At 32.0% G+C, this 13,845-nt stretch carries 9 protein-coding genes; 7 read left to right on the top strand and 2 right to left on the bottom strand.

Going from position 1 to position 13,845, the window contains the following annotated elements; translation table 11 throughout:
• Positions 1-2: 2 nt before the first annotated feature.
• Together ACUN3A_RS14050 and ACUN3A_RS14045 are read left to right on the top strand one after the other, a co-directional pair.
• Entirely contained in the window at positions 3-293 is a 291-nt protein-coding gene (locus ACUN3A_RS14050) for a hypothetical protein (protein WP_445551905.1), read from the top strand.
• Positions 294-305: 12 nt separating this feature from the next.
• Positions 306-1,853, top strand: coding sequence for a PepSY-associated TM helix domain-containing protein (locus ACUN3A_RS14045; protein ID WP_445551904.1), 1,548 nt, complete (start codon positions 306-308; stop codon positions 1,851-1,853).
• 558 nt (positions 1,854-2,411) lie between these two features.
• Here the strand turns inward: ACUN3A_RS14045 and ACUN3A_RS14040 are convergent.
• Both ACUN3A_RS14040 and ACUN3A_RS14035 read right to left on the bottom strand, forming a co-directional pair.
• Positions 2,412-3,644 carry a DUF4374 domain-containing protein gene (locus ACUN3A_RS14040; protein WP_445551903.1) on the bottom strand — a complete coding sequence of 411 codons (1,233 nt, stop codon included), beginning with the start codon at positions 3,642-3,644 and terminating at the stop codon, positions 2,412-2,414.
• 75 nt (positions 3,645-3,719) lie between these two features.
• Positions 3,720-6,080, bottom strand: coding sequence for a TonB-dependent receptor (locus ACUN3A_RS14035; protein WP_445551902.1), 2,361 nt, complete (start codon positions 6,078-6,080; stop codon positions 3,720-3,722).
• A 679-nt stretch (positions 6,081-6,759) separates the two neighbouring features.
• On the opposite strand from ACUN3A_RS14035, the gene ACUN3A_RS14030 reads away from it, so the two are divergent.
• The 5 genes from ACUN3A_RS14030 to ACUN3A_RS14010 all read left to right on the top strand — a co-directional run bounded on the left by ACUN3A_RS14030 (position 6,760) and on the right by ACUN3A_RS14010 (position 13,842).
• A complete protein-coding gene (locus ACUN3A_RS14030; protein WP_445551901.1) occupies positions 6,760-7,887 on the top strand; it encodes a PepSY-associated TM helix domain-containing protein in 1,128 nt (375 codons plus the stop codon).
• A gap of 283 nt (positions 7,888-8,170) precedes the next feature.
• The gene (locus ACUN3A_RS14025; protein WP_445551900.1) at positions 8,171-9,697 is read left to right on the top strand and encodes an ankyrin repeat domain-containing protein; all 1,527 of its coding nucleotides are present in this window, start codon (positions 8,171-8,173) and stop codon (positions 9,695-9,697) included.
• Positions 9,698-9,740: 43 nt separating this feature from the next.
• Positions 9,741-10,223 carry a DUF2271 domain-containing protein gene (locus tag ACUN3A_RS14020; protein ID WP_445551899.1) on the top strand — a complete coding sequence of 161 codons (483 nt, stop codon included), beginning with the start codon at positions 9,741-9,743 and terminating at the stop codon, positions 10,221-10,223.
• Between the two features lie 261 nt (positions 10,224-10,484).
• Complete coding sequence (locus ACUN3A_RS14015) at positions 10,485-12,671, top strand: PepSY domain-containing protein (protein WP_445551898.1); 2,187 nt, start codon at positions 10,485-10,487, stop codon at positions 12,669-12,671.
• 157 nt (positions 12,672-12,828) lie between these two features.
• A complete protein-coding gene (locus ACUN3A_RS14010; protein ID WP_445551897.1) occupies positions 12,829-13,842 on the top strand; it encodes an FAD:protein FMN transferase in 1,014 nt (337 codons plus the stop codon).
• Positions 13,843-13,845 lie beyond the last annotated feature (3 nt).

The following is a 13,845-nucleotide window of genomic DNA, read 5'->3' as shown; positions in this document are numbered from 1 at the left end:
ATATGCCTGCAAATCCTAAATATTTAACGCAATCCAAAACGCAACGTTTTGCCAAAATAACCGCCGCAATACTGGGTGGCTATTTAGTTTCGGTAAGTTTTCATTTGGCTCTTGCTGCTTGGTTAGACCAAGTAACTATAATTATCACAATGGCCTTTAGTGGTTTTATACTCTGGGTAGCTTTGATGATTGTTGCTTTTTTGGCAAAAAACGGTTGGAAAATTTGGGGTATTTATTTACTACTGACTTTATTTTTTGCTCTTATTGTTTATTTAGGTAAAACCTATAATTAGTCACTAACTTTTATGAATAACAGAAACTATAATATTTATTTTCATACCCATACGGTTAGCGGTATCGTAATAAGCGTGGTGCTTTATGTGATTTTCTTTGCTGGATCTTTTTCCTTTTTTAAAGAAGAAATCAATAGTTGGGAACGAAATGAATCCATAATAATCAATAAGGAAGTTACATTAAACACAGAAACTATATTAGATTCTATAGGCAAAAAAAATAATTTGCACGCCCGCACTATATCATTTTGGCATCAAAATAATTCTAGAAAAATAAGTGTTTCTCTGGAAGGTTCAAAAGACAGCTTGGCATCCAAAGAAGATAAAGAAAGTCTGTACTTTAAATTAGACAACCAAACGTACAAAACAACTACTTATGAAGAATCGTATTCTTTGGGTGAATTCCTGTATCGACTTCATTTTTTAGCCCAAATCCCCTACCCTGTTGGTTATTACCTTTCTGGATTTGTGGCTTTGTTTTTTCTATTTGCAATAGTAACAGGAGTATTGTTGCATTGGCAAAAAATAGTATCTAACTTTTATCTTTTTAGACCGAAAGAAAAATTAAAAACAATGTGGACAGATGCACATACTTCATTAGGCATCTTAGGTTTACCTTTTCAATTTGTATATGCTGTTACTGGTGCTTTTTTTATGATTAAATTAGTACTTCTTGCACCAATATTATCTACTTTTTACAATGGCGATCAGGACAAATTATACAAAGATTTAGAATACAATTCTGCACCTTATGAGTATAAAAACACTCCTTTAAAATCACCTTATCGTATTGACGAACTAGTTAACGAAGCAAAAACCAAATGGAAAGATTTTGAAGTGACAGAAGTCAAAATTGAAAATTATGGCGATACAAATATGCACCTTACAGTTGGAGGACAGTTATCTACTAACCAAAAATTTACAGGCAATGGTGAATTAGTTTATAATGTTGCGACTGGGAAATTAGTAAAACAAAAAGACCCATATACTCAAAATACCTATTTAGATGGTGTGAAAAGCGTTTTATACCGAATTCATTTTGGCGATTATGGAGGTTATGCCTTGAAAATAATTAGTTTTATATTGGGAATCATTACCTGTTTTGTCATTATTTCTGGGGTTATGATTTGGCTGGTTGCTCGTGATAAAAAGAACATGCCTGAAAAGAAAAGGCGTTTTAACCGTAGAGTAGTTCGCATCTATTTAGCAATTTGCTTGAGTATGTATCCAGTAACGGCTCTTACTTTTATTATTTGTAAACAATTTTATCCTCTAAGTCAATCAGGCATTTATACCGTTTATTTTGTGAGTTGGCTATTATTAAGTATCTTTTTTATTGTAAAAAGAAATGATGCTTTTACTAATAAATATTGCCTGCTTTCGGGAAGTATTCTTGGTTTTATGATTCCAATTGTAAACGGAATCGTTACTGGAAATTGGTTTTGGATTACTTATAACAACGAATTTCATTCCTTTTTTATAGATACTTTTTGGATTGTTTTGGCTTCTATCAGTCTTTATGTGGCTTTGAAACCCAAAAAAAGTAATACAGATAAATAACAACAATACACATTAAAACAAATAACCTCTAGCTTTCACTAGAGGTTATTTGTTTTAATATGGTAATCAAAAATAGTTGGTCCGTTTTATTTCTTTTAAAATTTCACTTTCTTCTTTCCCCATTTTCGATTATACCAAATTATAAATCCTGTAACTGGCAGACTGGCTATCAAATATTTTTTTTGTTGGTAATCTCTTCTATGAATTTCAAATGGAGACTAACATTAGATCGCATTAGCCATTAGACTCAACTTCGAATTCATTTTACTAAATCGTGATTTACATATATTGCACATCTATCAAAACCTCATAGAAGTTAATTATTTATAGTACAGCAATTTGTCTCAATAATTAAGCTCCATATGGGCGACCTGTATTTGTATATTTCAGGTCGCTCCTACGGAGCTTTCTTTGCACGCCTTAGTGAAATTTATTCCTATTACTGGATTTAGGCTAAATTATATTTATGTTTAGTATAATAAATCATTCGTACTCAAAAAAAAACCACATAATCAAAGCTATAAAAGCAATGATTATATGGTTATAAAAAAACTTAAATTATTGCTTTGGCGATAATTGAGTAATAGCCGAAATATCTGTTCCTCCACCTGTTACTTTGGCACCAGCTGTTGCAACTCCAGTTGCTATATTTATTCTATATATACGAACTTCATCTTTTGTTTTGAATGCTTTATAAGCGTTTCCATCTTCAAAATACATACTTCCTACTCCAAAATAATAATCACCTCCGTGATCTGGCAAACCTGTTACTGGTGTAATCGTTTTAGCTGCTAAGTCTATAATTGCAGATTTGAATTTGTAGTTAGTAAATAAGAATCCCCACAATATGTCATCAGCTCCTTCTGGAATATAATTGACAAATACTTTTTCTCCACCAACTGGATATGCTGATAACACTTTACCTTTAAGAGCACTAGCTTCAATATCAAAGAAATAAGAAGAATCAAACACTGTTGTACCTTTATTGATACGAAGAATTCCTGATTTTTTTGTCGTTTCTAATGTTTCATATCCACCAGCTAAAGCATTTGAAGAAAAAGTATAAACATTCCCAGAATCAGTACGAACAATACCTGTTCCTGTATAATACATTCCTGCTGCTGTTGTACGGGTATCTTCGATTCTTTTAACAAAAGTTAAAGATGGATAATCATATATTCTTATGTATGCATTTTTCTGATCCATATTCCAATCTTTGTCTCTATTAAATACAGATACATAAACCTTTCCATTACTTACCGTTACTGCTGTAGGAAAGTCAAAACGCCCAGCAGCTGTACTAAAATCGTCAAACTTACGAGCAGTAATTGCCTGTTTTGATGGATCATAAACCATCAATTCATTATTTGTGGATGTTCCGTCCCAAGAAGCTCCAATGTTTATTACTTTATCATCATCAGTAACTCCATAAGCATAAGAAGATTCAATAAAAACACGATTTCCTGCTGTTAATTGGCTAGCACTATTCAGGTAAAAAGGAGCTGCACCTTCAACGTCTTCGGCATTAAGAGCAAACATTGTATTGGCAACAGGAACATAAGAACCTCCTTGTTCAATTCCTTTTACTGTCATATCAATAGTACCAGTCATAAACTCATCTAGCGAATCAAAACTCCACATATAATTTGCATTCCATGTATCTGTTTGATATCCTATTACGTATTTACTTCCTTCAATAGTATCATCACCTCCATTATCGTCACTACATGAGAATAATGAAACTGAAATTAGCGCAACTGCTAAAAGGTTTTTAATTTTAATTGTTTTCATATTATTTTAATTTTAGTTAATTATTATCTGTTTTCAAGTCACAGATTTGTTGTATTAAGAATTTTGATATTCGAATTAATTAATAAAGTATCGCAGTTTTAAAGTGAAAGATCTTCCAGGTTTTTGGACATTATAATAATCATATAACTTTTCATTAGTGATGTCAAAACACTCCAGGGCGATGTTATATTTTCCGTTTTTTAAAGAATAAGCCACATTCACAGAGTAAAAAAGCTGTTCAGGGATTTCTTTTTTATTATATTTTCCTAAAGAAGGAGGATTTAAATAATAACTGTCTGTATAATTGGTTGATATATTAGCTGTAAAGAAATCATCAGCATATTTTATATTTTTAAAATGAAAACCTAAATCAGCGTTTCCATATAAAATTGGAATATTAGGCACTTGCTTGTTATACAAATAATTAACCTGATTCGTTCCTGGCTGAAGTGTATTGTCTTTATTCAATGTTTGCTGATAAGTAGCATTCAAATCAAATGTTAACCATTCTTTATAACCATAGTGAACCACTCCATCAACACCTGTAACTTGTATATTTTTAAAGTTTACGTTTATACTTTTATTGCCATCAAGTCTGGATTGAATAAAGTTATCTGCCTTTCTATAAAGAAAATTACTTTCAAAACCGAAGGAATGTATTTCAAACTTCTTTTTATATGAAAATCCTAAATTTAAATTATCGCTCTCTTCAGGTTGAAGATTTGGATTCGGATTTACTCGAACACCACCATCACCTAACAACTCTTGCGCTGATGGAAGTCTAAAAGCATGCTCATAAGATGCTTTAACTTGGAATTCTTCTGGAACTACAAAATAAGCTGCAGCAGTACCATAACCAACATTATTGAAAGATGGTTTTACTGTTACATCATCTGCATATTGATCATGAGTTGTGATTTCGCCTTTCATATCAAGCATTTTGACAAATGCGGTGTAGGATAATCTTTTTTGAAGAGCAGATAAATCATAACCAATACCTACAATATTTTTATTTATATATGGTTTTGTAACTATATAATCTGAATCATATTCATTATTTTCGGTTCGCTTATAACCTAAAAGTGTATAATTAAGAGAGAATGAATTATTTTCGTTTAGGTCATATTTAAGATTAGCATTACTTTGAAGCGATTTTACATCCAATACCATTAGGGTTTTAACTAAGTTAATTTCACCGCCACTTTCATAATTTTTAATAGTATAATTTCCTGACCAATCATATCTGGCAGACGAAGTATCAATCGTTCGTTCTTGCGCAATATTATAAGAAGCTGCTAAAGTTGCAGTTAGGTTTTTGGTAAACAAATTGGCTTTTTTGTACTTAAGTGAGGGCACAAAGTTTTTACTATCTGTAAATGCATCCCCAACAACTCTCAACATTGTAGTCCCTTGTTGAATCTCTTTTTTATTTGTACTCGCAGCAACGCCAAACAATAAGTAATCAGCGTATTTTTTGTCTTTAACACCCACTTCTGCCATAATAGTTCCTTGCTTGTAGGCGTCATGAAAATGTTCAAGTTCTTGAACTGGACCAAAAACTCCGGAAAAAGCATCTGGAATCTGCGCATCCACTTTATAATTATTATCTGAAAAATTGACAAAGGCATTAATATTAGTTACGAAACCTTTTTCATTGGTAAAACGGGTATTAACAGCTGCTTTATGTGTATTAAAAGACCCATAACTATAGGAAGCATCAATATATCTTTTTGCACTTTTATTTGTTACAATATTTACTGCACCACCTAGTGCATCTCCTCCAAGTTCTATTGGAACAACACCCTTGTAAACCTCAACACGTTCTGCCATTGTTGCCGGAATATTGTTTAGTGTAAAAGAAGAACCATAATTATCTATTGGAATTCCATCCATAAAGAACTTGACCTGGTTCCCTGAAAATCCATTTAATGAAAAATTAAAAGTAGATCCCATACCACCAGTTTCTCTGACTCGAACGCCTGTAGTTCGGTTTAGAATCTGATTCAAATCAGCCGAAGTATTATATAGCTTTTTTAAATCAACAGCAGTAATATTATACGCTTTTTCCCGAACACGTTGCACTTTCGATTTTCCATTAACGTTTACTTCGTTCAAACTAGCCACATCCTCCTCCATCGTAATATTTTCAATCTTTTTCCCTTCTGGAGCTAGGTTTATAGAAATTCTATTGGTCTTATATCCTACGTTAGAAATTACCAAAACATACTTACCAGGAACTGCGTTAATTTTGTACTCTCCCTTTTCATTAGTAGATGTTGACACTGCTGTTCCTTTTAATAAAATTGAAGCACCTTCGGCTGGTTGCCCATTATTTGTTAAAACAACTCCTGAAATAGTTGCTTTACCTGTTTGAGAATAAAGCTGTGTTATTGTCAAAAACATTGTTATTAAAACTGCTATTTTTTTTGCTTGCATTATTTTGATGTTGGTTCAAATTAAATTCGGCACAAAAGTATTATTTAAAATTATTCTAAACAACACTATATTTAATTATTCTAAATAAAAATAACAAAACAAAATGCAAAATATTGATACACAAGAAGTTGATTAACAATTTTAAATACGTTTTTTCTGATTAAAACAAAAGATATTATTGAAAGTTGAAATAGAATATTGAAATGGTATTCGCAAAAACACAATATAATTCTAGTTTTTATTCTTAAGAATGGAGTTCAGGTGAGTAAAGGTATGGATTTTGAATTAATTGCTAATCCAATATCAGGTTAAAGTGTTGTAGCAAGATATGCTTATAATGATAATCGAATTGTAAAAACAAGCGAAAGTAGCAAAGCTATAGAAGGTAATAAAGTAACTGGATCTCCTGAGAATATAGCAAATTTCTCTGCAACTTATCATTCAGATTTTAAAACCTATTTTGTTAGTTAGTGGGTCAAAACACCTCTACCTCTAAGAAATATGAGGAATGGGGTGTTTTGTTTTTAATACAATAGAAATTTTATAGAATTGCAAACTAAAGTACACTCCTAAAATGCATTATTTACGAATAGAAGTTTAACACAAGAATAAACAACCTTACAACTTTTATCATGGTTTCAGCTAATTAACGCTATTTTTGCAGGGAATTTTATTTAAAATGAAGAAGAAGAATAATTTAAAAAAAGCTATAGGTAAAATACATTTATGGCTCGGATTGTCATCAGGAATTATTGTATTCATAATTGCCATAACAGGTTGTTTGTATGCTTTTCAAGAAGAAATACAAAACTATACTGAAGAATATCGCTTTGTAGAAAAACAAAATAAACCTTTTCTTTTGCCTTCGCAATTGGAACAAATTGCCAGAAAAGAACTTCCAAATAAAGCCTTACATGCCATCAAATACAATGGAAACGAAAAATCGGCTGAAGCTATATTTTTCCATTTCGAACCTACCTATTATTATATTGTTTACCTGAATCCTTACACTGGCAAAGTATTGCAAAAAGTCAATATGGACGAAGGCTTTTTTGAATTTATATTAGATGGCCATTTTTACCTTTGGCTACCCGATCAAATTGGACAAACGGTTTGTGCAACTGCAACATTAATTTTTCTTATACTCATTATTTCTGGGTTCTATCTTTGGTTTCCAAAAAATAAAAACGCTGTCAAACAACGATTTTGGTTCCGATGGAAAGATAAAACAAAATGGAAACGCAAAAACTATGACTTACACAATATCACTGGTTTTTATGTTCTCTTCATAGCTCTTATTTTTGCAACTACAGGTTTGGTTTGGGGCTTTCAATGGTTTGCAAACTCCTATTACAAAGTTCTTGGAGGAGAAAAATCATTGCTGTATGAAGATCCTATTTCTATAAAAAATACTGTTCATCCCATTAAACCATTGGATAAAATCTGGTTGCAAATGCAAAAAGAATATCCAACAGCCAAATCTATCGAAGTACATCCTCCAGAAAATGACAGTACGTCTATTGCTGCTAATGCTAATCCTGAAGAAGGAACATTTTGGAAAACCGAATACCGCTATTTTGACCAATATTCTTTAAAAGAACTAGAAGTCAAACACCTTTACGGAAAATATAAAGACGCAGCTATTTCAGATAAATTATTACGAATGAATTATGATCTACACACTGGTGCTGTATTTGGATTAACAGGGAAAATATTTGCTTTTTTAATCAGCTTGCTTATTGCGACACTTCCTATATCTGGTTTTTATATTTGGTGGGGAAGAAATAGAAAAGAAAAAAGTAAATAATCTATTTCTTAAGAGCTATTATTTTAAGCTCGCTAAGCTATTTTATCAGTTCTATTTATATGGTCAGTCATTTATTTCTATATTCAGATTAAACCTTTTATAAATTTTTCAATCCAAAGGCGATAAAAAATAATCACGTTATTTTCTGTTAAAAATAAATAAAACAAGTCCAAGACTAAAACATTGGTTTTATAATATTAATTTCTACATTTGCATTATTTTTATTTATTCTAAATAGCTTTTGATAAAAATTACTATTACAAAATAACCCTTACTTTATATTATGAAAAAACAACTTTTCATTTCTTTTGCATTAGCAGCTACATTATTTGTTAGTGCTCAACAAAAAAACGCTCTTTTGGAACAATCATTTTGGAAAACAAATCCAGATGTAGCAGCTGTTCAAGCTGAAATCGCAAAAGGCAGTAATCCTTCGGAATCAAACTCAAGATCTTTTGACCCTGTAGTTTTAGCCATTAATAATGATGCACCAGCAGCTACTATCAAATTCTTATTGGAACAACCAGGAAATGACGTAAACAAACCGACTCATGATAATCGCATTTACCTACATTGGGCAGCAAGCAAAGGAAATCTAGAAATCATAGAATACTTAATTGCTAAAAAATCAGATGTTAATTTAGAAGACAGCCATAGCAGCTTTCCAATTACAGCAGCAGCAAGTAGTGGTGTAACTAATCCAGCAGTTTATGAAGCTTTTTTTAAAGCTGGTGTTGAACCAATGAAAAAATATCAAGACGGGGCAAACCTTTTGCTTATCGCAATACCTTATGACAAAGACCTTAGTCTTGCCAATTATTTTACAACCAAAGGAATGTCAATTAAAGATGTAGATGCTAATGGCAACACGGCTTTCAATTATGTAGCTAAAACTGGTAATATTCCTTTCTTAAAAACACTATTAGAAAAAGGAGTAAAATACACTGACAATGCACTTATTTTTGCAGCGCAAGGTTCACGTAGAGAAACAAATACACTTGAAACATACAAATACCTAGTAGAAGATTTAAAAATCAAACCGACAACTAGAAGCAAATCTGGTGAAACTGTATTTCATTATCTGGTAAGCAAACCAAAACAAACCGAAATCATCAATTACTTTTTGGCTAAAGGAGTGAATATTACCCTAGCAGATAACGAAGGAAATACTCCTTTGATGGTTGCTGCTTCATCTAGAGAAACAGGTACTGCTACAATAGAACAAATATTGACAATTGTAAAAAACATAAATGGTCAAAATGGAAACGGAGAATCTGCATTAACAATCGCGGTTAAATCTGGAACTCCAGAAACTGTAAGCTTACTTTTGGATAAAGGTGCCGATGTAAAAGTCTTGGACAAACAAGGGAACAATTTAGGTTACTATTTAATACAATCTTACCGCCCACAAATGGCAATGGGAATGGGTGGTCGTCCTGAAGGTGGAAATGCTCCAAAACAAGATGCCTTTGTTGCAAAAACAAAATTACTTCAAGATAAAGGATTAAACTTGGCGACTCCTCAAAAAGATGGTAACACACTTTATCACTTAGCTGTAGCCAAAAATGATTTAGTTTTATTAAAAAAATTAGCTGATTTAAACATTGATGTTAATGCTAAAAACAAGGATGGTTTAACAGCTTTACATAGAGCTGCAATGATTGCTAAAGACGATACCATTATGAAATACTTGATTTCTATTGGTGCAAAAAAAGACATCACTACTGAATTTAAAGAAAGTACTTTTGACTTGGCAAAAGAAAATGAATCTTTAAGCAAAAACAAAACCGATTTAACATTTTTGAAATAATAATTCAAAGAACATAACTATAATAAATAATTCATAATTCGATATGAAATCAATACTTAAAATAGCTTCCACAACTGCCTTAATATGTCTTTTATCATTTCAAGCAACTGCTCAAACGAGTAAATATAAATGCATGCTCCAAATGTCTAATTATGTTGGAGATGGTGCTTATGTTGTGGTATCCCTTCTAAATCCAAAAGGGGAATATGAAAAAACACTTTATGTAATGGGTGATGACAAAAAATGGTACAAAACCCTTAAAGAATGGCATAAATTTTATTCTAAAAAACCTACTGATATCAGTGCTACAACAGGAGCTTCTGTAACTGGAGGAGATCGAAGCATTACCACTTTTGAAATAGAAGATTCTAAAATTAACAAAGGGTATAAATTACGTTTTGAATCTTCAGTTGAAGATCAAAAATATTACACCTCCGATTTAGAACTTCCGTTAACTACTGAAGCAATGGCTGATAAAACAGAAGGAAAAGGATACATTCGATATGTAAGATTGAATAAAATCTAATAAAAAGACTTTACTTTTAACTATATAAGGCATATAAGATCATTTAAGATTGGTAAACAAACTTAACATATCTATTTTTACATTAAATACTAAAGCAACTATTTGTCATTCTGAGGAACGAAGAATCACATAACGTGAATGTAGGATATGATTTCTCCTTCGTCGAAATGACAAATTATGTATTTTATATTCAGGTAAATTCAAATATAAAATGGTATTATATGCCTTATATAGTAAACATTTCAAACAAAATCATTATCAATGACTCTTTCTTTTTGGCGTTACACTCACTTAACTTTAGCGATTTTTTCGGTTGCCTTTTTAATTGTGGCATCAGTAACAGGTACTATACTTGCAGTTGATGCAATACAAGAGAAAATTCCGTCCTATCGAGTGGAAAATTTCGACCAAGTTACATTACAGGAATCTTTACCGAAGCTTCGCAAAATTTACCCTGAAATAACAGAATTAAGTGTAGACCACAATCAATTTGTAACCCTTCAAGCGATTGATAAAGATGGAAATGATGTTAATGCCTATATTGACCCTTTGACAGGAAAAATAATAGGAACTCCACACAAAAAGAACGAATTCATTCAATGGGTTACCTCCTTACATCGTTCTTTGTTTTTGCACGAAACAGGGCGATTTTTTATTGGAGTTAATGCTTTTCTTTTACTGCTAATTGCTGTTTCAGGTTTCGCTTTGGTAATTAACAGACAGCGAAGCTTGAGAAAATTCTTTTCCAAAATCATCAAAGAATATTTTACGCAATACTACCATGTTTTATTTGGTCGATTGGCATTAATTCCAATTTTAATTATTGCACTTTCAGGAACCTATTTATCTATGGAACGTTTTCATTTTTTTGAAAACAAAACTGAAGAAAAGGACAAAATTGAAACCAAAGCCACGGCTGTTGCTAACAATAAATTTGACTTTAAAAATACGCTTCTTGCAAATGTTACTAAAATCGAATTCCCTTTCTCCGATGATGCCGAAGATTATTACACCTTTGAATTAAAAGACAGAAAAATCGAAGTCGATCAATATTCAAACGAAATTATTACCGAAGAAGTTTTTCCAATGTCAGCTGTTTTAACAGAATTGAGTTTGGATTTGCACACAGGTCGAGCCAATCCTTTTTGGGCAATTGTTCTTGGTCTTGCTTCTTTAAACATACTTTTCTTTATTTATTCGGGCTTTGCAATGACATTAAAACGCAGAGCAAGTCGTATTAAAAATAAATTCAAAGCCAACGAAAGTAAATACATTATTTTAGTTGGTTCCGAAAATGGAAGTACACTGCGTTTTGCCAATGCTATTCAGAAACAATTAATTGATCAAGGCGAAAAAGCACATATTGCTCAAATGAATGATTATTGCCTGTATCCAAAAGCGGAACATTTATTGATTTTTACCTCAACATATGGTTTGGGCGATGCTCCAACTAATGCGAGTAAATTTGAATTCCTTTTGAGTAAACACCAACAACAACAAAACATTCATTATTCAGTAGTTGGTTTCGGTTCTAAATCGTATACTGATTTTTGTGGTTATGCCAAAGAAATTGATATTATCTTATCCAGTCAAGATTGGGCGCATCAATTAACGGATTTGCAAACCGTAAACGACAAATCTGCTGACGAGTTTGTTAGTTGGGTAAAACTATGGAGCAAAAAGACAGATATTCCATTGGCCACAACTCCATCTTTATACAATCATATTCCAAAAGGTTTAGAAAAATTAATGGTATTAGATAAAACAACTGTTTCTGATACTGAACAAACTTTCTTACTGACTTTACGCACCGAAACGCAAAGCAAATTTACTTCAGGAGACTTATTAGCTATTTATCCCGCCAATGACAATAGAGAGCGTTTGTATTCTATTGCAAAAAATAATGGAAATATTCAATTGGCTGTAAAATTACATCCTTCAGGTTTGGGTTCCGAATTTTTATACAATACAACAGTAGGTGATATTTTCAAAGCCCGAATTATTAATAATCATGCTTTTCATTTTCCCAAAAATGCCAAAAGAGTAGCTTTGATTTCAAATGGAACAGGCATTGCTCCTTTTTTAGGTATGATTCAACAAAATAAGAAAAAAGTAGATATTCATTTGTATTGTGGCTTCCGCCAAAAGACTGAAATCACTACACACTACGAAGAATTTGCATATGAAATGATGCAAAAACAGCGATTAACTAATTTACACTTGGCTTTTTCTCGTGGTGAAAATCAACATTATGTAATGGATTTGATTAAAAGGGATGAAGACTTTTTTGCTGATTTCTTAAAAAATGATGGAGTAATAATGATCTGTGGCGCATTACAAATGCAGATTGATGTTGAAAATATTTTGGATGCCATTTGTTTAGCCAAAAACAATACAACTCTTTCCTATTATATAAACAAACAGCAAATTTTGACTGATTGTTATTAAAATGATGTTTAAAATAGTCACTGATTACACTAATTTTCGCAGATTAAATCATTTAAATCTGTGGAAAAAAAACCGCAAATTCGCAAAGTGTACTTAAAACATAAAATAATTTGTGAATTTGCGGTAAACATTTTTAGAATCTGAAAGAAACAAACAAATGGAATTGAGATTAAAATTCATAACCCCTTATTTAATTATCACTTTTCTGTTTATCAGTTTGTATAGTAATGCCCAAGTTTTACGAAAAAGAAACACCATGCTTATGGGCGGTCGTTTTGACATTACTATTGTAGCCAAAGATTCACTTACAGCGGAACAAAGCATTGACGAAGTTATTGCAGAAATAAGTCGGATAGAATATTTAATTTCCGATTGGAAACCTACTACACAAATTTCCCAAGTGAATCAAAATGCTGGAATCCGACCGGTTAAAGTAGATAAAGAAGTCTTTGAATTAACCCAAAGAGCACTCCATTTTTCACAAATTACCAATGGTGGTTTTGACATCAGTTTTGCCGCTATGGATCGAATTTGGAAATTTGATGGATCAATGACTGAAATGCCTTCGGCGGAAGCCATAAAAAAATCAGTCGAAAAAGTGGGGTACAAAAACATTATTTTGGACAGTGTAAATTCTACCATTTTTTTAAAATTAAAGGGAATGAAAATTGGATTTGGCGCTTTGGGCGAAGGCTACGCAACAAACAAATGCATGAAAATGATGCTTGCCAAAGGAATCAAATCTGGAATTGTAAATGCTACTGGGGACATGAGCACTTGGGGAAAACAGCCTAACGGAAAACCTTGGAATATTGGCGTTACAAATCCCTTTCATCCTGAAAAATTATTAGGCGTAATTCCGCTAACACAAGGTGCGGTTACTACTTCTGGTTCTTATGAAAAATTTGTTGTTTTTGATGGCAAACGTTATTCTCACATAATCAATCCTACTACGGGATATCCTGTAACGGGTTTATGTAGTGTAACTGTTTTAGGTCCTAATGCCGAAACCGCAAATGGATTGAGTACTTCAATAATGATTTTAGGAAAAACTGCAGGATTACTTTTGCTTCACAAATACCCTGATTACAGCTGCATTATAATTACAGACGATGGCAAAGTGGTAAAATCTAAAAACTTTAAAATCAAAAAATTCAAAGCTAAACTTTAATTT

The sequence above is a fragment of the Flavobacterium sp. WC2509 genome (assembly GCF_052683105.1).
The sequence above is the reverse complement of the archived record's forward strand: the minus strand, read 5'-3'. Positions and strand labels throughout refer to the sequence as shown.

Bases quoted from the DNA above. Each gene is read 5' to 3' on its own strand.
- ACUN3A_RS14035 (WP_445551902.1), bottom strand. From the start codon at position 6,080: ATGCAAGCAAAAAAAATAGCAGTTTTAATAACAATGTTTTTGACAATA.
- ACUN3A_RS14010 (WP_445551897.1), top strand. From the start codon at position 12,829: ATGGAATTGAGATTAAAATTCATAACCCCTTATTTAATTATCACTTTT.
- ACUN3A_RS14030 (WP_445551901.1), top strand. From the start codon at position 6,760: ATGAAGAAGAAGAATAATTTAAAAAAAGCTATAGGTAAAATACATTTA.
- ACUN3A_RS14045 (WP_445551904.1), top strand. From the start codon at position 306: ATGAATAACAGAAACTATAATATTTATTTTCATACCCATACGGTTAGC.
- ACUN3A_RS14050 (WP_445551905.1), top strand. From the start codon at position 3: ATGCCTGCAAATCCTAAATATTTAACGCAATCCAAAACGCAACGTTTT.
- ACUN3A_RS14020 (WP_445551899.1), top strand. From the start codon at position 9,741: ATGAAATCAATACTTAAAATAGCTTCCACAACTGCCTTAATATGTCTT.
- ACUN3A_RS14025 (WP_445551900.1), top strand. From the start codon at position 8,171: ATGAAAAAACAACTTTTCATTTCTTTTGCATTAGCAGCTACATTATTT.
- ACUN3A_RS14040 (WP_445551903.1), bottom strand. From the start codon at position 3,644: ATGAAAACAATTAAAATTAAAAACCTTTTAGCAGTTGCGCTAATTTCA.
- ACUN3A_RS14015 (WP_445551898.1), top strand. From the start codon at position 10,485: ATGACTCTTTCTTTTTGGCGTTACACTCACTTAACTTTAGCGATTTTT.